This is a genomic window from Alloprevotella sp. Lung230 (assembly GCF_014385435.1).
Classification (GTDB): domain Bacteria; phylum Bacteroidota; class Bacteroidia; order Bacteroidales; family Bacteroidaceae; genus Alloprevotella.
Genome location: NZ_JACSUD010000007.1, coordinates 62,081 through 85,228 on the forward strand (window position 1 = coordinate 62,081; position 23,148 = coordinate 85,228).

Consider the following 23,148-nt stretch of genomic DNA (forward strand, 5'->3'; position numbering starts at 1 on the left):
TTCTCGATAACCTTTCCTACTCTATGAAAACAACATCCCTACTGCTTGCTCTGATGAGCCATTTCGTTGCACGTGCCCAACAGCCCAACGTCATCGTCCTCCTGGCCGACGACCTCGGCTATGGCGACCTGAGCGCTTACGGCGCCCAACGTGTGAAAACGCCCAACGTAGACCAACTCGCGGCACGCGGAACACGCTTCACCAACGCCTATGCCGCGGCCTCCACAAGCACACCCTCGCGCTACGGCCTGCTCACAGGCGAATATCCTTTCCGCCGATCCGGCACGGGCGTGGCGCAAGGTGACGCTGCCCTTATCATCCGCCCCGAACAGTTCACCCTGGCCGACTTGTTCCGCCAAGCGGGCTACACCACGGCCGCTATCGGGAAGTGGCATCTCGGGCTGGGCAGCCGCAGCGGAGCACAGGACTGGAACGGCACGCTCGACCAAACGCCCCACGACTTGGGCTTCGATTACAGTTGCATTATGGCGGCTACGGCCGACCGTGTGCCGTGTGTATTCATTGAAAACGGTCGCATCCGCAACTTCGACCCTACGGCTCCCATCGAGGTGAACTACGCCCACAACTTCCCCGATACCCCGACCGGCCGCGAAAATCCCGAACTCCTGCAACTCCGCCCTTCGCACGGCCACGACATGGCCATTGTCAACGGCATTTCTCGCATTGGCTACATGCGTGGCGGGGGCAAAGCGCTGTGGAAGGACGAGAACATTGCCGACTCGATTGCGGCCTACGCCACCCACTGGATGCGCGAACAAGTGAGCACTCGGCCGCAACAGCCCTTCTTTCTCTACCTTTGCACGAACGATGTGCACGTGCCGCGCTGGCCGCATCCCCGCTTTGCAGGAAAAAGCCCGATGGGACTACGCGGTGATGCTATCCTACAGTTTGACGATACTGTCGGGAAAATCCTTGCAGCGCTCCATCAGCTCGGCATCGCCGACAACACCCTCATCATTTTGAGCAGCGACAACGGACCGGTGCTCGATGATGGCTATGACGACCAAGCCGAAGTGCTTGCCGGCACACATCGTCCCGGCGGAAATCTACGAGGAGGAAAGTACAGCGCATTTGAAGCCGGCAGCCGTATTCCCTTTATTGTGAGTTGGCCGGCCGGAGGGGTGCCGCAGGGACAAAGGAGCGACGCCCTGATTTCCCAGATTGATGCCGTCCGCTCCCTTGCCGCAGTCATCGGGCAACCGCTTCCCACCGATGCTGCTCCCGACAGCCGCGATGCCCATGCCGTCTGGCTCGGGCGGTCGTCCCAATCGCGCAGTGAAATTGTCATGATGGCCTACAACCGCAGCGTAGCCCTCCGCACGAGCGACTGGAAATTCATCCCCGCCGGAAAGGGAGCGCCCATCGTGCCTTGGGGGACGGGCATCGAAACGGGCTTCTCGACACAGCCGCAGCTCTACAATCTGCAAAACGATCCTCACGAACAGCACAACTGCGCCACAGAGCGCCCCGACATCGCCCAACAAATGCAGCAGCAGCTCAACCGCATCCTCCAAACACCGTCTCCGCATTGAGCAAAACACAAAGCGGAAACCACACAAAAGCCCACGTTGTCTTGGCGACAACGTGGGCTTTTGCATGAAGCAGAAGTAGGAAATATCTGAAGCAGAAATATCCGTGGCAGAAAGCGAGAAAATTCGGTGTCGCAAGCGTGAAACCGCAAACGCGCCTTACTTTCGCAAGTGGGAGATAATCTCGTCCAACTGCGGGACAATCTCCATCACCGAGTCAGGATTGAGGCCGCTCTTGCAGAGCATGTCGAGCATACAATTCGGAACGTTGGACGCCGCCTCTTGGAGCGCCTTCCCGCGTTCCGTGAGCGAAACAATCGTTTGGCGCGTGTCTTCTGTCCCTTTGCGGCGCGTCACCAAGCCTTCGCGCTCCATGCGCTGTATGAGCGGCGTGACGGTATTCGTTTCCAGCGCCATCTGCCGAGCGATATGATTGACCGGGCGTTCGTCTTTCTCCCACAGCACCATCAGGGCGAGATATTTCGGATAAGTGAGTCCGAGCGGCTCAAGATACGGATGATAAGCTTGGATGATAAGGCGGCTCGCTGCATAAAGCCTGAAGCAGAGTTGATTGTCGAGTTTGAGTTGTTCGTAGGACATAAGAGGAAGAGGAGAGGAATTAGCAAACCAGCAGTGGGACGTGCCCACTGCCGGTTTGGTCGATAGGTGAAAAGTAGAAGCCGAATCAGGACGCCAAAGTTAGAGCAACGCTTGCACGCGCGCAGCCACATCCTCGGTGTCGTGGGTGGGTTCAAAACGTGCCACCACTTCTCCCGCACGGTTGATGAGGAACTTCGTGAAGTTCCATTTGATGTCGTTGCTTGTGCGCCACGTGGAGTCCGCTTTGTCAAACATCTGCACGAGGATGGGCGTGAGTTTGTGAGCAGAATCAAAGCCTTCGAAGCCCTTTTCGCGCTTCAGCCAGGTATAGAGGGGCAATTCGTTCTTCCCGTTCACCTCGGCCTTTTTGAACTGGTCGTACTTCACGCCGAAGCGGAGCGCGCAAAATTCATGGATTTCCTCGTCAGTGCCGGGGGCTTGGCCTCCAAACTGGTTGCAAGGAATATCGATGATTTCAAAGCCTTGCCCATGGAAGCGGGTATAGAGGTTCTGCAGGTCTTCATATTGGGGCGTAAAGCCGCATTCGGTCGCCGTGTTCACCACAAGGAGCACTTTGCCTTGGTAGTCCGCGAGGCTCACCGTGTTTCCTTGCTTGTCGAGCAGGGCGAAGTCATAAATCGTTGCCATTTTGTCTGTTGATTTTAGTGAGAAAAAAGGATGTATCTTTATTTTTGCACGCAAAGATACGAACTTTCTCTCCACATCGCAAGCGACCCTTGCGAGGTTTAAGAAACTTTATAGCCCACGTCCGTACCTCCGCGATCAGACGACCTGATAGAGCAACCAGCCTAGATAGCCCAGGAAGACCGCAAGCAACGCTCCACCCTCCCAGCGCTCAATGCGCAGGCGAGTGTAAGAAAAGAGCCAAAGCGCCAACATCGAGAGCACGAGCATCATATAGTCCACCGACGTTATCCCACTGATGCGCATCGGAGAAATGACTCCCGTCGTGCCGATAATAAAGAGAATGTTGAAAACATTCGACCCAATGACATTGCCCATCGCAATCCCACTGTTGCCCTTGCGAGCGGCCACGACGCTCGTCGCGAGTTCCGGGAGCGAGGTGCCTATCGCCACAATCGTCAGGCCTATGACGGCTTCGCTCACGCCAAAGGATTTCGCCATGGCTGAAGCCCCATCGACAAACTGGCTGCTGCCGAACACCAGCGCCCCCAGCCCAACCACCAGCCAAAACACCGACAGCCACAGGCGCTGCTTCGGGCGTGCCGTCTCAGCCCCCGTGCTTTCCTCACCGGAGCCTTCCGTACGCGCCTGCCGCACAGTGATAATCATATAAGCAACAAACAGCAACAAAAGCACAGTGGCATCCACTCGCCCGATGTAGCCATCAAGGCCAAACACCACCAGCAGCAGCGAAGCCACGAGCGCAAAAGGGAGATCCCGCTTCACGGTGAGCCGAAGGATCGTCATGGGAGCTATCATCGCTGCGACGCCCACTATGGCAAAAGCATTGAAAACATTGCTTCCCACCACATTGCCAACGGCAAGATCGGGCGTGCCTTTCAGTGCAGCCGCAAGACTTACCGTAAATTCCGGCATTGATGTGCCCATAGCCACCACCGTAAGCCCGATGACAATTTGAGGAATACGCAAACGTTCGGCCACCGCCACGGCTCCTTCCGTGAGGCGATCGGCACCGAGAAGCACAAAGATTGCTCCAAAAAGAATTTGACCAAGAGAAATCAGCATAGGGACAAGATATGAGAGGAAAATTAAATGTGCCGGCGCAAAGCGAGTGTTTGCGCTGGCACATAAGTATTGTCTTCCTCAACAAGTGAGGAAACGGCTCGTACGACAGATTACTTCTTGAGTTTGAGGTCGTAGTTGAGGTCTTTACTTACAGCCTCCTCAAGTTGATCATTTACCATACGGTAAGTTGTCTCATCGATTTGCTTGAGGTAAAGCGCATTGCCTTCGCCCAGCGTCAACTTCAAGCCCTTGTTTTGACCTACAGTCACTTCTTCAGCAACACCGTTGTACTCATTCACTTGGTCCTTGCCATTTTCTGCTGCAAGGAGAGTTTCCGTCACGTGGAAATGAGCAGGAGTATCCTTTGTGAGAGCAACCACATACTTCGTGCCGGGGCCGTCAGCAGCGGGGATAGTACCTTCATAAGTAGTCAAAGAGTCGTTTGCCATGCTGTCGGCTACTACTTGTGTAGAATCTACTTGTTCAGCACCTTCAGTCTTCTTTTGATTGCAAGAAGAGAGGGCAAAAGCGCCGACTGCGAGAATAAAGAGAACTTTTTTCATTTCTGTAAAATTTACGTTATGTAATTAGCGATTTAACGAGTGCAAAGGTAGACAATAAGTTGAGAACAGCAAGGGTGCAGTCGTATAAATTACGTTAAGCCCATCTTCGCCTCCTGTATAAGAAACGATTGATAAGTAGGTGTTCAAAATTAATTGATACTATCTTAGTCGTGGGAAGCTCTCTACTTTGATACCATTTTTGTTTCCCTTTCCGCCATCTCGCCTTTGTTCAGCCCTCGTGTAGCCCGCTACACTCCTTCTTCGCAAAGACAAGCTGACGAGAAATGGAAACAAATATGTATCAAATGCTGAACACCTACTGACCTATTTCTTATCCAGATATTCTCGTATCTCTGAGATGAGCCAATAGGTGTCTTGGATACATTCCAAGTCGGAAGCACAACTTTTTCTCTTTTTACTTTGATGCTCGACCTTGTCGGCAAAAGTTCTAATCTCGGAGAAAAAGCCTTGCGAAACAAGCTGATTGTCGGCCGTAGTAGGAAGAAAAGCATTACGTCCATATAGGTTGACAACGCTTGTCCGGCTTTGCAGCACCTTTTCCAGCGGAATGCCCAACACCGCAGAGCGTTTGGGCATGAAGTCCAAACGCTCCAGATTGTTCAACCTATAAATGCCCTGCTCCGTATTGACGCTCAACAACTCTTGCGCCTCCTGCCAAGAATAGTCGGTCGACACTTCCAAAACACCCATTACCTTGTGATGCTCCAAGATGAGAAATAATGTTTGTCCTCCTCCTTGCTCTACCCTCTCCATCGCTTTCAGCTTTGCCTTTCCGAAAAGGAAGACAACATAATCCAAGGGGTGGATGAACAAGTCGAGCAAAGCGTCTCCTTCTGGATACAAACCCGTCAGATAGCGATAATGATAATGGTGCACCTTCTCTTTTCTCAAACGTTTCTGCAGAATTTCTGTGGCCGGGGCAAAGCGCCTTTGTAGTCCGACGACCACGATTGTTGTTTTTGCTTGTCGAGCAAGCTCAATCAGGATTTCCAATTCCTTTTTGCTCCGACAAGGAGGCTTCTCTATAAAGAGCGCTTTGCGGGCTTTGAGCACAGCACTTGCGATTTGAAAATGCGCATCAGGGTGAGCCGCCACAAAGATTCCCGCAATCTCCTCGTCTTGCAAGAGGGCTTGTAGTGACGTCGTCCCGATAACGTCTTTGTACTTTCGGGAAATCAGTTCTGCCTTTTCTCTTGAAGTACAACAGATGTACTTCAGCGGTAACTGAAGATGCTGTATCACGGGCAAAAGATTACTGACACAATGACCGCCCAACCCTACCAACGCATACCGGCGAGTATAGATGCGGTGTAGCTCTCTACGGCTACGTCTGCTCTTGTAGTGGGCAATAAGTTGTTCTAAATAGCTCATGTTCATGCTTCCTTACGTCATTTTCTGAAAATGTGCCTTATAAGTAATGTGACACCCTGCAGCGAAAGCAGGAAACAGCAACAGCAGGAGCAAAGAGAAAAAAGAAGTCCGTCCCCGAATGGCATGGGAGCGGACGATTTTTGTCGTTTTTCTTCGCCTGACGACCTCTCAAAGTTTATGGGAAGTCTCAGCATGGAGAGTGGGAGAGCCAGTTGTGCATCAATATTTCGCCTTCGGGAGTGAGCACACTCTCGGGATGAAACTGCACGCCGCGGAGGTCGAAGGTGCGGTGGCGCAGAGCCATGAGAGTGCCGTCGGGAGCTGCGGCGATGGGTTCGAGCACGGAGGGGAGGCTGTCGGGCGCAACGCCCCACGAGTGATAGCGTCCCACAGTGAAGGGATTGGGCAGCCCGGCAAGCAGATAGTCCGCTGTAGTGGGAAGGCAGGGCGTGGCGATACCGTGGCACACCTCCGCAAGTTGATGCAGATGCGCACCGAAGACTTCGGCGATGGCTTGATGACCGAGGCAGACACCGAGGATGGGTTTGCGGCCGGCGTAGGTGCGGATGACGTCGAGCAGGAGACCGGATTCACTCGGCAATCCCGGGCCGGGGGAAAGCAGGATTTTGTCGTATGCTTCCAACTCCTCGAGGAGAAAGCGGTCGTTTCGCACGACATGAACTTCTGCGTCGAGGCGACGGAGGAGATGGACGAGATTGTAGACAAACGAATCGTAGTTGTCGATAACAATAACTTTCATAAGCAGGAGAAAGGGATGAGCGGTAGGGGCGGGGCGCGCTTTCTTACGGCAGGGTCGGCCTAAACATCCGTGAAGCGCGATTTGTGCTTCAAGTAGGTTTCGATGTCTTTGTCGCCTCGGCCGCTCACGGTGAGCACGACCACATCATCGGACTTGAAGGAGCAGCGGGGGAGGAGGGCGAGGGCGTGGCTGCTTTCGAGAGCGGGGATGATGCCTTCGAGGCGGGTGAGTTCGAAGGCGGCATGGAGCGCTTCATCATCGGTGATAGGCAGGACGGTAGCGCGGCCGGTGTCGGCAAGGTGGGCAAAGAGAGGGCCGATGCCGGGATAGTCGAGTCCGGCGGAGATGCTGTAGGGTTCGATCACACGGCCTTCGGCGTCCTGCATGACGAGGGTACGACTGCCGTGGAGGATGCCCGCGCTACCGATGTTGATGGTCGCGGCGGTGCGACCGCTCTCTACGCCTTGCCCACCGGCTTCTCCCAAGACGATGCGCACGCCGAGCGTGCCGAGGTAGTGATAGATGCTGCCGGAGGCGTTGGAGCCACCGCCGATGCAGGCGAGGAGATAGTCTGGATAGTCGCGGCCTTCCTTGGCTTTGAGCTGGGCTTTGACTTCCTTGCTGATGACGCTTTGAAGGCGTGCCACGAGGTCGGGATAAGGATGCGGGCCGACCGCAGAACCGATGATGTAGAACGTGTCGGCCGGATGCGCCGCCCAGTCGGCGATGGCAGTGTCGACGGCATCTTGGAGCGTGCGACTGCCACTCTGGACGGGGCGAACGTCGGCGCCGAGCATTTTCATGCGTTCCACGTTGACGTGCTGGCGTTCCACATCGACGGCTCCCATATAGATCACGCAGGGCATGCCCATCAACGCGCAGGCGGTGGCAGTGGCCACGCCGTGCTGTCCGGCTCCCGTCTCGGCGATGATGCGTGTTTTTCCGAGGGTTCGCGCGAGGAGGATTTGTCCGATGGCGTTGTTGATTTTGTGCGCCCCGGTGTGGTTTAGGTCTTCGCGCTTGAGATAGATGCGGGCACCATATCTCTCGCTGAGGCGTCGCGCATGGTAGAGGGGACTGGGGCGTCCGACGTAGTCGCGCAGGAGGGTTTGAAATTCGCTTTGGAACGCTTCGCTTTCGATGACTTCGCGGTAGCACGCTTGGAGTTCAGCGATGGCGGGTCGAAGGACTTCGGAGACGTAGGCTCCGCCGAAGCGGCCATAGAAGCCGTCGGGAGCGATGCGGTAGGAGGAAGAGGGAGCAGACATGGGGAAAAGTTTTTAGGGAGTTGATGGTGTGGGCAATCGTTGTGCTTTGTTGTTTTTGTCCGGAGAATCGTGTGGGGGAATTGTAGGCTTTCATCCATAAAAAAAAGCGAGGCTTACCGTGAGCAACGGCAAGCCTCGACTAATCAAGCCCTATTTATTAATTCTCAAATTAGCACACACGAGGAAGCGACTCACGATTGGAAAATCCTGAGCAAAGCCACCAAAAGTAAGTATGTGCGGTAAACTGCCTCATTTGAATTGGAGTTTATTTGAGTTGTATCGTTTGCAAAAGTAGAACTTTTCAGCAAAACTGCCAAACGAAAGAGACTTTATTTCACCTCCAGCAGTTCGATTTTGAACACAAGCGCCGAGCAAGGAGGAATGTTACTGCCACTACCTGCCTCGCCATAGGCCATATAGTGCGGCACGTAGACTTCCCAAACGTCGCCGGGCTTCATGGCCTTGAGGGCGACCTGCCAGCCCGGAACGACACCGGAAACCGGAAACTCCGCCGGCTCGCCGCGCCGGTAGCTGCTGTCGAAGATGGTGCCGTCGATGAGGCGGCCTTCATAATTGACCTTTACAGTCGATGTGGCGGTAGGGGAAGTCCCATTGCCCGACTTCAGCACCTTGTAGAGCAAACCGGCACCGAGGGTTTGGACGCCCGTTTCTTGGGCTTTGGCAGCCAGAAAGGCTTCGCCCGCGGCCAGGTTTTTCGCTTTGAGCGAGTCGGCCTCAGCATGCGTCGGCGTTTCTTCTATGGTCGTGGCGTGGCGCTGTTGATACCAGTAGCCACCGAAGACGACAAGCACGGCAAGGACAACGAAGAAGAGCAAAGGGCGGTTGCGGCCACTACGCTTGGCGGAGGAGGGAGGAGTGGAAGAGGGTTTCATAAAAAAGGAAATGAGGATGATTTAGAAAAAAAGGAAAGCAAACCAGAGGACGCGGCTCAGCCTTCGGCTTCGGACGTCTCCAGCTCACGCACGCGCTCGGCGCAGCGCTCCATCAGCCATTTGGGCGTGGACGTAGCCCCGCAGATGCCGACACTGCTCACCCCGCGGAACCATGCAGCATCGAGCTGCGAGGGATCCTCGACGAAGTGCGTGTTCTCGTTCACTTTTCGACAGGCTTCATAGAGCACGCGTCCGTTGCTGCTTTTCAATCCGCAGACGAAAAGGACAACATCGTGACGTTTGGAGAACTCCTGCACCCCGGGCAAGCGGTTGGAGACGCGGCGGCAAATGGTGTCGTAGCAGCGGAACTCAGCGGGTGGGCGGATGTTTGCAGTCAGGTAGTTGATGAGCGTTTGGAAACCTTCCAGAGGTTTCGTGGTCTGCGAGAAGAGATAAGTGTTTCGCGTGAGATCAACTTTGCCTATTTCGCTCATATCAGAGATTACAATCGCTTCGCCCGCCGTCTGCCCCACCAGCCCGAGCACTTCGGCGTGGCCGTGCTTGCCGTAAATGACGATTTGCGGGTCGGTCATCTCGTGATAGACACGCATGATGCGCTGTTGCAGATTGAGCACGACGGGACAAGTGGCGTCAATAAGCGTGATGTTGTTGCGGCGTGCCGTTTCGTAAGTAGAGGGTGGTTCGCCGTGGGCACGAAGCAAAACGCGCACATCACGAAGTTGCGCAAACGTTTCGTGGTCTATGATGACCAGTCCTCGCTCACGCAGCCGCTCGACTTCGCGGCTGTTGTGGACGATGTCACCCAAACAATAGAGGATGTCGTGGTGCGTCAGTTCTTCTTCTGCCCGATTGATGGCCGTGGTCACCCCGAAGCAAAAGCCGGAACCGGCGTCGATTTCGATGTTCAACATGGAAAGGAGAGGAAAATGTAAGTAGGAAAGTTTAGTTAGTGTGAGCCACGTTTAGAACGTGTAGGCCACAGTGCCCATGAGGGAAGCCGTGGATTTGTGATACTGAGCGTAGGCCAAATTAAGCTTTATCTGTGAGAAATTCAAGCCTATGCCGGCAGTCACTCCGGCCCAATGTGATGCTCCGGCCGCTTTGAGTTCGTAGCCGCGGCGGAAGTTGTAGCCGACGGAAAGAGTGAGCACGTCGGAGGGAAGGAGTTCCGCCCCCAGGACAAGGTGATTGAGCGCCAGGCGACCGAAGCCCATCGGTTTGTCGGACGGCACATAATAGTGGCGCTTGTCCCATCGCGTTAGGTCGACGGCCGTGAGGCTGAAACGCAGCGGCAGGTGTTCCAACCCTTTGGTCAGCCCGAATTGGAAGGAATAAGGGACGGTTTCGGTGCGATTGTCGTAACTTTTGATTTGCGCTCCTGCATTGCGCAAAGTGGCCGAAAGGCTCAAGTCCTCGTCTTCGTCGTAATAGTTCAGCCCCAAATCGACCGCAACAGCCGCGGCGTGGTAGTTGGCGATAGAGGAATACAGCAGTTTGAACGCTGCTCCCCCGGCCCAGCGATCGGAGAGCAGGTAACTATAGCCGACGCCGGCGACCATATCTTTTGGGGAGAACGTACCGATGGCCGCGCCCGACGGGTCGGTTTCGGTCATCTCTCCGTATCCCATGTAGTGCACAAAGGCCGCGCCGGTGTGGCGTTCGCCAAAGGCTCGCACATATTGCGCTCCCATCCACTTCGCTCCATCGGCGTAGGTCATGAAGGAGAGGCCGAGCGTGCCGGAGGAAACGCTGCTCAGCAAGGCAGGATTGTGCAGCACGGCCGAGGCATCGTCGTCGATGGTCGAAAGGTTCTCGCCCCCCAGTCCGGCCAGATGGGCAGAAGTGGGCAAGCGTAGGATTTGAAAAGCCGAGGTGCTCTCTTGGGCGACCAAGGAAAGCGGGAGCACGCAAAAGAATGCTATAATTAGATATTTTTTCATTATGCGCATAAAATAGTGAGGCAAAGGTACTACTTATTTTATATTTTGGGCGTAATTTTGTCGGGAAAATAGCGCCAAGACAGCGCTTCCCACATACTTTTGAGGCTGAAAGCGAGGGGCAGTGGACCATTTGTCGGTTTCCGCTCCTTTTTCTCCCTTTCTTTGCCTCATCACTTTCTTTTTCCTAACGTGAGCAACTCGCTTTTAGTATCCAAAGAATGGTGCGACCTCGTGTTTGAACACCGCAACAAACGATACGGCGCTTACCTGATTCGCAAGCAGGCAGGGCGTCGCTATCGTCTTGTGGCGTTGATTTTCGCTGGCATCCTGGTAGTGCTCCTCGGGGTGGCGGGTGCCGTGGGCTATTTTGTCTATCGCGCGGTGCAGGAAACTGCGGCTGAGCTGGAACAAGTCGTGAAACTTCGACCACTCAAAGCGGAAAAAGGGTTTGAGGTGAAACGCATCTCCACGGGGCGGCGCGCTGTCGCCGTCAAGGCCACGCCCGGCGCGTCCAACGCGATGCCCGAAATCGTGGACCGCCGCACGATATCTGTGCCGATGGGCATAAACGGCGTGACGGATGCAGCCACTCTGGAAGAAGCCTCTTTGCGCGACGAAGACCTGACGCACAATGCCGACCAAAAAGACCTCCCCATAGAAGGCGCGCAACTGGTCAAGACGGAGCGTGTGGAGGAGTTGCCCATCTTCCCCGGAGGCGTGCAGGCGCTGATGCAGTATATGGACTCAACGGTGCTTTATTCGGGCGCAGCACAACGGCGCAAAGCGGAAGGCGATGTGCTGGTCGCTTTCATCGTCGAGGCCGATGGCTCTGTCAGCCACATCGAAGTCGAGAAGAAAGCCGACGATGCCTTGAATCGTGCCGTCGTCACCGCTGTCCGTCGTATGCCGAAGTGGAAGCCCGGTCGACGCAATGGGCAACCGCTGCCGGTGAAAATCAGTATTCCAATCCATTTTCAGTTACAGTGACACCGCGTGATGTGGGAAGGACTGTGCATGTCCTCGTCAATGTCCATAGGGTTGCCGAGTAGCTGTGGCACACAATGTGGATCGTGCTGATTCACCGAGCGCATCCATCATCTACCTCAAAGGGAGTTTCATCTACCTTTGAGGTAGTTTTATTTTTCTCTGAGGTAGTTTTATTTTTCTCAAAGGGAGTTTCCCCTGTGATGAACCATGGGACGGGACGAAGTAAGACGGCGCACTTTCGGTCTTTTCGGCCTGCTTCTCTCGCGCACGCGCGCGTACACTACTTTATAGCCTTGTTTTTTGCCTTCACTGCCTTCACCCGCTTCTTATATTCTCACGATCATCGCTCCTTTCACCCCCTGCTTTTGGCATTTTTTCCAAATCTGCCTTCACCCACAAATATCTGTCGATGAGCGACTTGCAGGGCACGGTGAAGGAGTGAAGGCAAAAAACACAGACTATTGTAGAGTATACGCGCGCGTGAGGATAAGTGGGAAGTCGGGCGTGACTGTGGTAAAACCGGCCGACCAAGGAGAAGCGCGCGGTCTTCTCTTTTGATCTTTGCCTTGTGTTTACAAAGCGTAAAAAAACTACCATTTATTTGGGCAAGAATACAGAAATCGGTATTTTTGCAACCTAAATTGTCCTTTTTGAAATCAACTATCTATCATCATTTATTCACTATCTCTATGCACGTCTTTTCAATCGCCAGTCAACGACTGAAAGCTCGGGGTCTTGCATTGGGAATACTCTTCGCGATTTATTTTGTCACGAGTCTGAGTGTATATGCCCAAAATGCGAACCACACCTTCTCCCTCTCGTTTAAGGACAAGCCTCTTACTGCCATTCTCGATATGGTGGCACGCCAAGGAGACTACATCATGTCCTACACCGATGAAGTGAAAGCCTACTCTACGACCCTCACAGTTTCGCTCGACAGCGTGACGACGCTTCAAGCCACCCAACAACTGCTTTCGCACACCCCCTTCACCTATAGTGTGAACGGAGCGAACATCAAAGTCTTCCGTTTGGAACAACAGCAGGAAAGCGGTCAGCACCTCGAAGGCTCCATCAAAGACCATAAAGGACTGGGTGTACCCTTTGCTATCGTGCGTTTGAAAGGTACGACCAAAGGTGTGCAGGCCGACGACAATGGTAAATTTTCTCTGCCCGTCAATAAGGCTACGGGCGAAGTGCTCATTTCCTGCTTAGGCTATGATGCTCAAAGCGTAGCCTACACTCTTGGTAAGCCCCTGAGCGTAACCCTCAAAGCCACTTCTACGGCTTTGGGTGAGGTACAGGTGATTGCTTATGGTAAGCGCAGTCAGCGCGACTTGGTGGGTGCGGTTTCCAGTGTGAAAAGCGATCAAATCCAAAATGCCCCCACCCCCAGCATTGAAAATCTGCTGCAAAGCCGCATGGCCGGTGTGGAAATCACCAACTTGAGCGGAACCCCCGGCGGCGGTGGTTCGCAGGTCACCATCCGTGGTTTCTCCTCGCTCAACCAGCAAGGAGTCAACGATGGTTCGCCCCTTTATGTCATTGACGGTGTACCCGTGACTTCGACGACTTCTGTGAAGACAGGCGGCATCAACACCTTGGCAGGTCTCGACCCTTCCAGCATCGAATCCGTGCAGGTGCTCAAAGATGCAGCTTCTGCCGCGCTTTATGGTTCGCGTGCCGGTAACGGTGTAATCCTGATTACCACGAAAAAAGGTAAGTCGGGTAAAGCAGAATTTAATGTCAATGTATCGCAAACCTATTCGTGGCTGCCTGCCACCCCCGTACAAATCATGGGTAAAGGCGAGCGCGATTTTGCCACCCTTTTGGCACTCAAACAACGTTTAGGACACTATGACTGGGCTACCGACAACGTGGTAATGCCCGGCAGCCACAACGACACTTGGGGTTGGGACTCCAACAATGACGGAGCTTACGACTACTTTTGGCGTAACGGTGCTGTGCTCAACGGTGAAAATAGTCTGCCCGGAATTGTGCAAGACTCGCTCAATACGTTCTACAACAATCGTACCAACTGGTGGAAATATGCCTTCCGCGTGGGACGTATCACCAAGGCCGACGCGACCATCTCCGGAGGAAAAGACAACGTGCGCTATATGGTGAACGCCGGTCTTTATGATGAAAAGGGCATCATGATCAGCTCTAACTTCCAGCGCTTCAGTTTGCTCTCCAACCTGGACATCAACCTCACTCCACGTCTCAGTTTCTATCTGCGCACCAATCTTGCCTACACGGACAAAAACTCGGGTGGTTCGATGGGTAAAATCCAAGGATTGACGTTCGACCCCAAAGAAACGCCTTCTCTCCTTCCCGGTAAGGGGTCGGTGGCTGAACGTGAGGCTTTGCGCCGTCTGCAAGACGTGAAACGCTCCAATACCAACTACAATCTTCGTCTCAATGGAGGTATAAACTATCAAATTCTCAAAGGGCTGAAGTTTTCTTCTTCTGTGGCACTTGACCACTACTTCACCCGCTCCTATACCTTCACTCCCGACTACTTGGGCTACAACAAACTCTCGAGAGCCGAGGGGGCAGACTATGCCATGACCATGATTCAGAATGAAAACCTCCTCACCTATAACTTCAACCTTAAGGAGGCACACAGTTTTGAATTGATGGCCGGTATGACCTACAATCGTGATTTGGCCTTGTCACTCAGCGGTTCTGCCATGGGCGGCCCGACCAATCAAATCACTTACATTGGTGAAGGTTGGCCGAAACTCCGCACCAACGAATACGGCACTCCCGAAGCGCTCCAAAGCGTTCTGAGCAATAAGGAAGAGCAAGCCATGCAGAGCTTCTTGGGACGTTTCACCTACAACTATCGTCAGCGCTACCTCACCGAGTTTTCTATTCGTACGGATGGTTCTTCGGTCTTCGGCAGAGATGTGCGTTGGGGCACCTTCCCCGCCGCAGGATTAGGCTGGGTGTTCAGCGAAGAACAATTCTTGAAAGATTTCTGGTGGATGAACTTTGGTAAGCTCCGTGCCTCTTGGGGACGCTCCGGTCAAAAGTTCCAAGAGCCTTATTTGGCCTTGGGTGTGATGGCTGAAGCCAACACCTTCTTCGGCAATTTGGGACTCATTCCCACTTTCATGGCCAACAATAAGCTCACTTGGGAAAAGAGTGACCAATATGACCTCGGTCTTGACTTCTATCTGCTCGACTCCCGCCTGCGCTTCAAGTTCGACTACTATTATAAGTACTCTGATGCGCTGCTCATGCAGACGCCGCTACCCGGCAACTTCTTCCTGACCGACAAGATGTGGAACAATGCTTCTGCCATCTCCAACGAAGGTATAGAGTTTGAAGTCGAAGGCGATGTCTACCGCAACAAGAACTTCAAGTGGACCGTCGGTGCCAATTTCTCCAGCAACCGCAATATGTTCCGCAAGTCTTACGGCAATGTCGACCTCACCGACAAAGTATTGGGACGTCCCGTTTATGGTATCTATACTTACCACGACGAAGGCATCGTGCAAGACGAAAAGGACATTCCTTACTACTACAACCAACAGGGCAAGCGTATGCCGCTCTATTTCGGTACAGAAAACAATCCGCTGCGCGTGGGCGGTCGTAAAATTACCGACCAAAACTCGGATGGTAAGATTGACTCACAAGACCTCTACTATGCCGGCAGCACCCTCCCCAAGCTCTATGGAGGTATCACCAATCACGTAGAGTGGAACGGCTTTACGCTCGATGTGCTCATGAGCTATGTCATCGGACGCAAAATGATGAACATGGTGCGTAACTCAGCGTTCTTGTTCACCAAGAAGTTTGGTGTTGTGATGAACGACTATCGCAAAGCTACTTTCTGGCAGAAGCCCGGTGACAAAGCCGACTATCCTTCGCTCGAGTTTGCCGATCAGGGATACATCGGACAGTTTGATGGCAACATTGACTCTAACATCGAAAATGTAAGTTATCTGCGCCTCAAACAGCTCACGTTGGGTTATAACCTTCCGACGAAGTGGACAAAAGCCCTGCACTTGAAAGGCTGCAATCTTTACCTCTCGGGTGAAAACCTCTTCCTCATCACCAATTACTCCGGCGTAGACCCTGAAGTCGTAGATCCCTATACGGGTAAGGACTTGGGCGACCAGTATCCCCTCAATCGTAAGGTTACGCTCGGTATCAATCTCAAATTCTAAACTTCCAATGAAACAGCATATCGTCCTCCTCGCCGCCGGTCTCTTGCTGGCGTCCTGCAACCTCGATTTGCAGCCAGAGAATGGTTTGACCTACACCAATTCGTTCAAGACCGAGAAAGAACTGAACGCTACGACCTCTTCCATTCATTATTTCCTCAACAGCGCCCTATCTGAAGACTACGTGTTTCAAACGGCCGGAGTTGTGGCAGATGAACTGCAAGAAGGCAATCAAGTGCGCGAATGGAACCCCAAATCCATCATCGATGCGCAAGATTGGAAGAAGCTCTATGATGTCATTTTTGAAGCCAATCTGCTCATCGACAACATCGATCGCACAGAAGGTCTCACCGAATCACGCCGTAACTACCATTTAGGGCAGGCTTACTTTGCCTTGGGCATGTCTTACCTCACCTTGGTACAGCGCTTTGGGGATGTGCCGGTGATGGAAAATTCGAAAGTCATCAAGGCCTACGACACGACCCCTCAACTTCAGGTGCTTGATAAAGCTGCTGAATATGCTCAGCGTGCACTCGATTTGCTTCCCACACACGACAAGCTTCGTGATATCAATGGTTCTCCCATTAGCTCACGCCAGTTTGCTTCAAAGGGAAATTGCACTGCTTTGCTCGCGCACATCTATGCTTGGAAAGGGAGCATCATCGACCTGTACAAGTTGAAAGGCGATGCTCAAGAAGCCTATCGTAAGACGGTGGAATACGCCACACAAGTCATCGATCAGAAAGTCGGTTCTTATCAACTTTGCGACAGTCCCGAGACATTGTGCCAACTGCTCTCTGAACCCACCAAAACCAACCCCGAAGTCGTATTTACACTGAGCTACGATGTTACCCGCTCCATCTATACCACTACGCCCAACCTCGTGGCTTCGGCCTACACCAGTTGGCCGGTCAACGAAACAAAGACGCTCGGTAAGATAACTTCTGAAACCACTGCGCGCCTCTATGCCGAGACCATCAATGCGATGTACGAAAACAATGATTTGCGTCGTACGGCCTACTTCTACGAAATCGACACCCCTCACGAAGTAGACGGCAACAACTATGCTTTGTTCTACAAGTTCCGCAATGGCGTGTATGATGCCAACCAATATGCCGAAGGCGGAAAAGATTTCCGTAGTCTGAACGCCGATTTGGTGCAATGGCGTTTGGCCGACCTCTATCTGCTGCGTGCCGAATGTAATGCTAAGCTCGGCCAAGATGCCTCTGCCATCGCCGACCTCAATGTCATCCGTTCGCGTGCACAAGCCACGGCCTACCCCGCAGCCACCGACACTGAAGGGCTGCAAAAAGCCATCTACCTTGAGCGCACCAAAGAGTTCTTGGGCGAAAACGACAGCCATTATTTCGATATCATTCGTAATGGTTACTACGCTACCGAACTGAAAGGCAAATTCCGTGTGCTCAGCGCGCAAAATGTGAATGGAGGAGCGCTGGTACTCCCCGTTCCGGCCGGAGCGCGAGAAGACAAAGATGGACATCTGGTCAACCCTCTGATCCATCAGAAACCCTATTGGGTGCAATATCAATAAGCGCCTCTTCCTTATCACTTCACCCCAAGTTTCCAATCTTATGAAAAGAATCATCTATCTTGCCTTTGCGCTACTACTCATGTTTGGGGCGCAGAGTTGCACCGAATACAACCTCATCGATACAGGAGAGGCCAACGGCAACCACAACACCACTATGTGGGAATACTTCAAAGGCGACCCTTACAACTGGGATTCTCTCCGTGTGATGGCGGTACATGCTGATCTCGTACCCCTCTTTCAAGGTACGAGCAGTTACGGAAAGGACATTACTTTCTTCGGCATCACGAACCACAGCATCCGCCGCTATCTCCTGAAAAATGATTTGAAGCAAGTCACCGACATTCCCAAAGCTCAGTGTCGAGACTTTATTCTCGACTGCGTGTTGAAAAAGCGTCTTCTGCTGGACGAATTTACCGCAGGACATGCCAGTACCAACGCCTCTGAAGTCATCGGTACCGGTGGAGAAACATTCGACATGGCTTCCGGAAAAAAGTTGTGGATTTACACTTTCCGTTCTTCCTACAACGGAGTGCCGGAGATGGGACCCAAACAAATCCACCTCCTCTCGCCGACCACAACCAAAAGCACTGTCGTAGCTTCATCTAACATCCAAACTTTGACGGGCGTAGTACACTCGCTCGACTACAACTTTACCCTTAGCGATTTTTAGTATGAAATCATCTCTTTTCAGCAGCCTTTTCGCGCTGCTACTCATCGCTTCTGTCTTTGCCGCATGCGACCGCATGAAGGTGGGCTACCTCAATGCCGACCACGCCTCTTATGTTCCCGATACTGTTTTAGTCTACCGTACGCCGGCTCCCGACAGCGAGCGTGCTAAGACCGGTGCACCCTGGACATCGACCCGTATTCAAGGTGTGGCAGGTACCAACCCCATCAACTACAAGTATGTGCGCGTTGTAGCCAAAGAAGGTGGCGATGCAGCAGCTTTTGACGCAGCTGTCAAAGCGGGCGAAGTGCTTATCCAAGGCGGTATCGTGCAGGTTTTCCCCGCAGCCCTTCAGCGTATTCCCAATGGTGTTTACACGCTCACGTTGCTCGTTTACAATGAAGACCACAGCCGTGAACTTACCGATGTGCTCACCTTCGTGGTGAACGATGACGAACCGACCCCCTAAGCATTTTCACCATCGACGGCAAGAGGTTTTGCAAGTTTGAAAATCCCTTGCCGTCGTTGTTTTTCCTCATTTGAACCCACCCTCTGCTCCACCAGAGAGTTCCCCACAATCGTAGACTCCTTCGGCAGCGCAGATCGGTTTGATACCGACCTCTCCCAACGACAATTATCGACTCTCCTCTTTCACATCATCTAACGCACAATCATTATGTACAGACTATCTTCTCTTCTCCTGTTCTTTGCCTTTCTGTTCGCATTCAACGGACAAGCGCAAAATGCAGAAAAAGGCATCACCTTCTTCAAAGGTTCATTCAAGGACGCCCTTGTCGAAGCCCAAAAACAAAACAAGCCCCTTTTCGTCGACTTCTACGCCGTGTGGTGCGGCCCTTGCAAGCGCATGGCCAAAGAAGTGTTCACCCAAGACTCCGTGGGGGCTTATTTCAATGCCAACTTCATCTCCCTCCAGCTTGATGCCGAAAAAGGCGATAACGTTGCCTTGGCCAAGCAATACAATGTAGAAGCCTTCCCCACACTCGCTTTTATCGCAGCCGATGGTAAGGCAATTTCTGTCAACACCGGCGCTATGAATGCTGCGCAACTGATGGAAGCCGGACGCATTGCCGCTGGCGAATCTTTACGCTTTGAGGACCTTTATGAGCAATACAAGAAGCAGACCAACGACTTGTCTATCCAGCAAGCCCTCCTGATGAAAGCCCCTGCCTTTCTCGGAGCACAAGAAGGTATGGATGCCGAAAAGTGGGCTGTCCGCCTGCGCAAACTCTACGCCGCCTACATCAAGGCCAAGAAAGGTCCTGCCCTAATCAACAAACAGGACTATCTCATCATCAATTCGGTGGGTGGCAATGACAAGAACGAAATTCGGGAGATGATCGACTTCATCAACGACAATCTTCCCGCTTGGCAGGTTGCCATCGGTAATGCAGCTGCTTACTATGTAGTGGAAAACAATGATGCGCAAATTGAAGCGCTGGCCAAAGCCGGTGATGCCCACTACAAGGAACTTGTGGAAAAAGTAGGTACTACCTATCAAAAGTCCTATGCCGTGGTCAGCACGGAAAGTATCTCTCCTGCCGAACGCACAGCCATCTATGCCGATGCGCTCTATCAGCTCTACAAAAACAAAGACACCAAGACCTACATCCAAGCGATGTCTTCGCTCTTGCAGCGTTTGGGTAAGGAAGCCACTCCTGCCGACTATGGTAAGGCCGCACAAGATCTCTACTATGCCGCAGGCGATCAACTCACTGCCGACCAACACCGCCAAGCCATTGCTTGGGTGGAACACGCCCTTGCCGGTGAACAAGTAGTGATGAACCGCGTGAACTACCTCGTCATGTTGGGCGACTCCTACCGGCAACTCAAAGATTTCGGTAAAGCCCGCGAGCAATACAACCTTGCCAACATCGAGAGTCTGCGCATGGCCGAAATGGAAATGGTGCAAGCGATGGTACAGCAAACCATTGCCCGCAAACTGGCCGAACTCGAATTGCTTGAGAAATAATTCTTCCCCTCATGCCTCTCCATCTTATGTTTTCATCTTTCTCTTCCCGTCTCCTCCGCATCTTCATGGTAAGTTGCGTGTTCACATTAGCGCATGTGTGGACGGCTCGTGCACAAATCGAGGGTTTGCGCACAGGTACGCTTCCCAACGGCTTGACCTACTACGTCTGCCACGATAGCAGCACGCCCGGCGAAGCTCAATTCTACCTCTATCAGAATGTCGGTGCTATCCTCGAAAACGACCGGCAGAAAGGTTTGGCACACGTGCTTGAACACCTCGCGTTCAACACCACCGAGCATTTTCCCGAGCGCGTGATGACTTTCCTGCGCTCCAACAATCTCCACGATTTTGAAGCCTTCACCGGCAAAGATGAAACCCGCTATGCGGTGCACAATGTCCCTGCCGCCAACACCGCACTGACCGACCGCATGCTTCTCCTCTTGGCCGACTGGTGCCACGGCATCAAGATGCTTCCTGCCGATGTGGAGAAAGAGCGCGGCATCGTGCTCGAAGAGTGGCGTAGTCGCTACAATGTCGACCAGCGTATGAACGACGTCATCGATCCGGTGCTTTACAACAATGCACGCTACGCCCAGCGCAACGTCATCGGTTCGCCGGAGATTTTGCAGCAATTCAAAGCCAAAGACGTGCAGCGTTTCTACGACACGTGGTATCGCCCCAACCTCCAGTTTGTCGCCATCGTCGGCGACATCAACCCCGAAGAGTGGGAAGCCAAGGTGAAGGCCGTGTTGAGCAAGGTGCCCAACAAGAAAGCTCCTGTCGATCTTGATGCGCGCACCATCGCCGACAATGCCACACCGCTCTACACCCGCTTCATCGACCGTGAGAATACTGCTCCTTCGCTGGGTATCTATCAGCGTTTCGACCAGCGCGACAGCACACGCATCGCCCATATCAAGCACAACACCTTCTTCACACAAATCTTCAACCGCTTGGCGCCACGTCGTTTTGCTGCATTGCGCAACGATGGTAGCGAAGACTTCATCGCCGCCTCGGTGAGCCTTTCTCCCTTGGTACGCTTGCAAAGTCAGATGGCGTGGGATGTTGTGCCTTTCCACGGAAAAGAGTACAATGCCCTGTGTCAAGTGCTGGCCGTCCGCGAAGATTTGCGACAGCGTGGGTTTAGCGAAACCGAATTTGACGCTGTACGCAAAGAAATCTACAACGGCATCAAAACGTTGCTGGAATCAGAAGAAGGCCTCGGCACGCCCGACAACCTTTTCCAACTTTTCAAAGAAAACTTCCTGCTGCAACGCCCCATCAAGTCTTTCCGTCAGCAACTGCAAGACAACCTCGAAGAACTCGTAGAACTGGAGGTCGACGACATGAACGAGTGGCTTCGCTCGATGCTCGATGGACGCAATCTCAGTTTTGTCACCTTTTCGAGAACGGCCGATGAAATGAACCTTACGCAGGCACAATTCACCGAAGCCCTTGCGCAAGCCGACCCCTCCACGGTGCAACCTGTTGCTCACGCTCCCATCACCCGCCTCATCGACTTCGACCTGCCGGCCGGACACATCACCGCCACCCAAAACATCACGGCTCTCGCAGCCCAAGAGTGGACGTTGAGCAATGGTGCACGCGTGTTCTACAAGTACGTGCCCAACCCCAAAGGCCGCTTCTTCTTTGCCGGCTCTGCGCCCGGTGGCGCTGTTTCCATCACAGCACGCGACCTTCCGGCCTACACCGCCGTGACGCAGCTCATCATGCAAAGCGGGGTGCACAACTATTCGCGCAATCAGCTTTACGAATGGGTAAGAAACAAGGATTTCGATCTCTCCATTTCCTCGTCTGAAACCTCCAGCGGTATCGGAGGCGAATCGGCTGCCGCTGTGGCCGACGATTTCTTGGGCTATGCCCATCTTGTCTTGGCGCATCAGCGTTTCGATCGTAACATCTTCGACCGCTATGTGCAGCGCAGTGCCTATGTCGCCTCTACCCGCAGCACCACTGGTATGCAGGCTGTGCAAGATTCTATCCAAGAACTGCTCAATCCCATCACCCCCGAAAATCCTCGTAAGGACGCCGACTTTTACAAAAAGATACGTCACGAGGATCTCGCTCCGCTCTTTGCCTCCCAGTTTGGACGTGCTGAGGCTTTCACTTTCTGTATCGTAGGCGACCTGCCCGAAGCACAGGCACGCCAACTTGTGGAGCGCTATCTGGCCTCCCTCCCCGGCCATGCCGACCGCCGTACCGCCACGTTGCAATCGCTCGCACCACAGCGCAGTCTCGATTTTTCTTCCAAAGCCCCCGAAATCAAGCGTGAGTTTCTCGTAGACACCGAGGGCGACCAAGGCGAAATCGAAATCGCTTATCTCAACGACCTCAACCTCAATGAGCGTGAGCAAGCCGCTCTCGAAGTGTTCCGTGGCTTATTGGAAAACCGCTATTTCGAGGAGTTGCGCGAAAAAGCCCGCGCCACCTACACCATCGGGGTGCGCAGCCGCTACAACGCTCCCACCGATGCCGAGACAGCAGGACTGGCCACGCTCAACATTCACTTTACCACTGAGCGCGCCCGTACCGATGAGATGAAAGCGCGTGCCTATGAACTTCTCCGCGACATCGCTGCCGGACATTTCTCTGCCGACGAGTTCAAAGCCGTACAAGTGCCTTTGGCCGTCAATGCCGCTACCGAAGAAACGCACACGGAAAGCAACACGCCCGAAGCCCTTTTGTGGATGGGAATGCTCAACGTCTATGCCGAAACAGGGACGGTACCTCAACTTCCGGCCGATCTCGCTGCCGAAGTGGACAAAGCCACCGTTACATCGGGTAAGACCAAAGGCAAAACGCAACAACAGCCTAAGGCGCAGCCCACTGCTGCCCAAGCGCCCGCAGCGTTGGTAGACAATGCTTTCAGCCAACTCACGCCGGAAGATGTGCAGTCCGTTGCCACTCGTCTGCTGCAAGGAGCCCGCCACCGCGACATCGTGGTCAAAGCCCTTCCTCCTGCCGAGCGCAAGTGGGAAAAGTAAGATCTCTTCATTCTCCTAAATACGACAATGGGGTGTGCCACATTAGGCACACCCCAT

At 53.4% G+C, this 23,148-nt stretch carries 18 protein-coding genes; 8 read left to right on the forward strand and 10 right to left on the reverse strand.

Features of this window, described 5'->3' with window-relative positions; all coding sequences use genetic code 11:
- Positions 1 to 23 precede the first annotated feature (23 nt).
- Entirely contained in the window at positions 24 to 1,553 is a 1,530-nt protein-coding gene (locus H8527_RS05660) for an arylsulfatase (protein WP_187546388.1), read from the forward strand.
- A gap of 156 nt (positions 1,554 to 1,709) precedes the next feature.
- On the opposite strand, the gene H8527_RS05665 is transcribed toward H8527_RS05660, so the two are convergent.
- The 10 genes from H8527_RS05665 to porQ form a co-directional block, all read right to left on the reverse strand.
- Complete coding sequence (locus H8527_RS05665; RefSeq protein WP_187546390.1) at positions 1,710 to 2,150, reverse strand: MarR family winged helix-turn-helix transcriptional regulator; 441 nt, start codon at positions 2,148 to 2,150, stop codon at positions 1,710 to 1,712.
- 99 nt (positions 2,151 to 2,249) lie between these two features.
- Complete coding sequence (locus H8527_RS05670) at positions 2,250 to 2,798, reverse strand: glutathione peroxidase (RefSeq protein WP_187546391.1); 549 nt, start codon at positions 2,796 to 2,798, stop codon at positions 2,250 to 2,252.
- A 135-nt stretch (positions 2,799 to 2,933) separates the two neighbouring features.
- Positions 2,934 to 3,881 (reverse strand): calcium/sodium antiporter, encoded by a 948-nt coding sequence (locus H8527_RS05675; RefSeq protein WP_187546393.1) that lies wholly within the window; start codon positions 3,879 to 3,881, stop codon positions 2,934 to 2,936.
- A 110-nt stretch (positions 3,882 to 3,991) separates the two neighbouring features.
- Complete coding sequence (locus H8527_RS05680; RefSeq protein ID WP_187546395.1) at positions 3,992 to 4,444, reverse strand: copper resistance protein NlpE N-terminal domain-containing protein; 453 nt, start codon at positions 4,442 to 4,444, stop codon at positions 3,992 to 3,994.
- A gap of 324 nt (positions 4,445 to 4,768) precedes the next feature.
- Complete coding sequence (locus tag H8527_RS05685; protein ID WP_187546397.1) at positions 4,769 to 5,836, reverse strand: Gfo/Idh/MocA family protein; 1,068 nt, start codon at positions 5,834 to 5,836, stop codon at positions 4,769 to 4,771.
- Positions 5,837 to 6,023: 187 nt separating this feature from the next.
- Positions 6,024 to 6,596, reverse strand: a complete 573-nt coding sequence (locus H8527_RS05690; RefSeq protein WP_187546399.1) for an aminodeoxychorismate/anthranilate synthase component II — start codon at positions 6,594 to 6,596, stop codon at positions 6,024 to 6,026.
- Between the two features lie 59 nt (positions 6,597 to 6,655).
- The gene (gene trpB, locus H8527_RS05695; protein WP_187546400.1) at positions 6,656 to 7,864 is read right to left on the reverse strand and encodes a tryptophan synthase subunit beta; all 1,209 of its coding nucleotides are present in this window, start codon (positions 7,862 to 7,864) and stop codon (positions 6,656 to 6,658) included.
- 329 nt (positions 7,865 to 8,193) lie between these two features.
- Entirely contained in the window at positions 8,194 to 8,757 is a 564-nt protein-coding gene (locus H8527_RS05700; RefSeq protein ID WP_187546402.1) for an FKBP-type peptidyl-prolyl cis-trans isomerase, read from the reverse strand.
- A 56-nt stretch (positions 8,758 to 8,813) separates the two neighbouring features.
- Complete coding sequence (locus H8527_RS05705; RefSeq protein WP_187546404.1) at positions 8,814 to 9,689, reverse strand: 4-hydroxy-3-methylbut-2-enyl diphosphate reductase; 876 nt, start codon at positions 9,687 to 9,689, stop codon at positions 8,814 to 8,816.
- A gap of 51 nt (positions 9,690 to 9,740) precedes the next feature.
- Positions 9,741 to 10,718 (reverse strand): type IX secretion system protein PorQ, encoded by a 978-nt coding sequence (gene porQ / locus H8527_RS05710; RefSeq protein ID WP_187546405.1) that lies wholly within the window; start codon positions 10,716 to 10,718, stop codon positions 9,741 to 9,743.
- Positions 10,719 to 10,907: 189 nt separating this feature from the next.
- Here porQ and H8527_RS10035 point away from each other — a divergent pair, with 189 nt between their 5' ends.
- From H8527_RS10035 to H8527_RS05745, 7 genes are all read left to right on the forward strand, one after another.
- Positions 10,908 to 11,705 carry an energy transducer TonB gene (locus tag H8527_RS10035; protein WP_187546407.1) on the forward strand — a complete coding sequence of 266 codons (798 nt, stop codon included), beginning with the start codon at positions 10,908 to 10,910 and terminating at the stop codon, positions 11,703 to 11,705.
- A gap of 689 nt (positions 11,706 to 12,394) precedes the next feature.
- Positions 12,395 to 15,880, forward strand: coding sequence for a SusC/RagA family TonB-linked outer membrane protein (locus H8527_RS05720; protein ID WP_187546409.1), 3,486 nt, complete (start codon positions 12,395 to 12,397; stop codon positions 15,878 to 15,880).
- A 7-nt stretch (positions 15,881 to 15,887) separates the two neighbouring features.
- The gene (locus tag H8527_RS05725) at positions 15,888 to 17,429 is read left to right on the forward strand and encodes a RagB/SusD family nutrient uptake outer membrane protein (RefSeq protein WP_187546411.1); all 1,542 of its coding nucleotides are present in this window, start codon (positions 15,888 to 15,890) and stop codon (positions 17,427 to 17,429) included.
- A 40-nt stretch (positions 17,430 to 17,469) separates the two neighbouring features.
- Complete coding sequence (locus H8527_RS05730) at positions 17,470 to 18,099, forward strand: fasciclin (protein ID WP_187546412.1); 630 nt, start codon at positions 17,470 to 17,472, stop codon at positions 18,097 to 18,099.
- Position 18,100: 1 nt separating this feature from the next.
- Positions 18,101 to 18,565 carry a hypothetical protein gene (locus H8527_RS05735; protein WP_187546414.1) on the forward strand — a complete coding sequence of 155 codons (465 nt, stop codon included), beginning with the start codon at positions 18,101 to 18,103 and terminating at the stop codon, positions 18,563 to 18,565.
- A 207-nt stretch (positions 18,566 to 18,772) separates the two neighbouring features.
- Complete coding sequence (locus tag H8527_RS05740; protein ID WP_187546415.1) at positions 18,773 to 20,086, forward strand: thioredoxin fold domain-containing protein; 1,314 nt, start codon at positions 18,773 to 18,775, stop codon at positions 20,084 to 20,086.
- A 26-nt stretch (positions 20,087 to 20,112) separates the two neighbouring features.
- Positions 20,113 to 23,091 carry a M16 family metallopeptidase gene (locus H8527_RS05745; protein WP_187546417.1) on the forward strand — a complete coding sequence of 993 codons (2,979 nt, stop codon included), beginning with the start codon at positions 20,113 to 20,115 and terminating at the stop codon, positions 23,089 to 23,091.
- The last annotated feature ends 57 nt before the right edge of the window (positions 23,092 to 23,148 follow it).

What these genes read in the sequence shown, in the direction of transcription:
- H8527_RS05660 (WP_187546388.1), top strand. Translation starts at nt 24, where the DNA reads ATGAAAACAACATCCCTACTGCTTGCTCTGATGAGCCATTTCGTTGCA.
- H8527_RS05665 (WP_187546390.1), bottom strand. Translation starts at nt 2,150, where the DNA reads ATGTCCTACGAACAACTCAAACTCGACAATCAACTCTGCTTCAGGCTT.
- H8527_RS05670 (WP_187546391.1), bottom strand. Translation starts at nt 2,798, where the DNA reads ATGGCAACGATTTATGACTTCGCCCTGCTCGACAAGCAAGGAAACACG.
- H8527_RS05675 (WP_187546393.1), bottom strand. Translation starts at nt 3,881, where the DNA reads ATGCTGATTTCTCTTGGTCAAATTCTTTTTGGAGCAATCTTTGTGCTT.
- H8527_RS05680 (WP_187546395.1), bottom strand. Translation starts at nt 4,444, where the DNA reads ATGAAAAAAGTTCTCTTTATTCTCGCAGTCGGCGCTTTTGCCCTCTCT.
- H8527_RS05685 (WP_187546397.1), bottom strand. Translation starts at nt 5,836, where the DNA reads ATGAGCTATTTAGAACAACTTATTGCCCACTACAAGAGCAGACGTAGC.
- H8527_RS05690 (WP_187546399.1), bottom strand. Translation starts at nt 6,596, where the DNA reads ATGAAAGTTATTGTTATCGACAACTACGATTCGTTTGTCTACAATCTC.
- trpB (WP_187546400.1), bottom strand. Translation starts at nt 7,864, where the DNA reads ATGTCTGCTCCCTCTTCCTCCTACCGCATCGCTCCCGACGGCTTCTAT.
- H8527_RS05700 (WP_187546402.1), bottom strand. Translation starts at nt 8,757, where the DNA reads ATGAAACCCTCTTCCACTCCTCCCTCCTCCGCCAAGCGTAGTGGCCGC.
- H8527_RS05705 (WP_187546404.1), bottom strand. Translation starts at nt 9,689, where the DNA reads ATGTTGAACATCGAAATCGACGCCGGTTCCGGCTTTTGCTTCGGGGTG.
- porQ (WP_187546405.1), bottom strand. Translation starts at nt 10,718, where the DNA reads ATGAAAAAATATCTAATTATAGCATTCTTTTGCGTGCTCCCGCTTTCC.
- H8527_RS05720 (WP_187546409.1), top strand. Translation starts at nt 12,395, where the DNA reads ATGCACGTCTTTTCAATCGCCAGTCAACGACTGAAAGCTCGGGGTCTT.
- H8527_RS05725 (WP_187546411.1), top strand. Translation starts at nt 15,888, where the DNA reads ATGAAACAGCATATCGTCCTCCTCGCCGCCGGTCTCTTGCTGGCGTCC.
- H8527_RS05730 (WP_187546412.1), top strand. Translation starts at nt 17,470, where the DNA reads ATGAAAAGAATCATCTATCTTGCCTTTGCGCTACTACTCATGTTTGGG.
- H8527_RS05735 (WP_187546414.1), top strand. Translation starts at nt 18,101, where the DNA reads ATGAAATCATCTCTTTTCAGCAGCCTTTTCGCGCTGCTACTCATCGCT.
- H8527_RS05740 (WP_187546415.1), top strand. Translation starts at nt 18,773, where the DNA reads ATGTACAGACTATCTTCTCTTCTCCTGTTCTTTGCCTTTCTGTTCGCA.
- H8527_RS05745 (WP_187546417.1), top strand. Translation starts at nt 20,113, where the DNA reads ATGTTTTCATCTTTCTCTTCCCGTCTCCTCCGCATCTTCATGGTAAGT.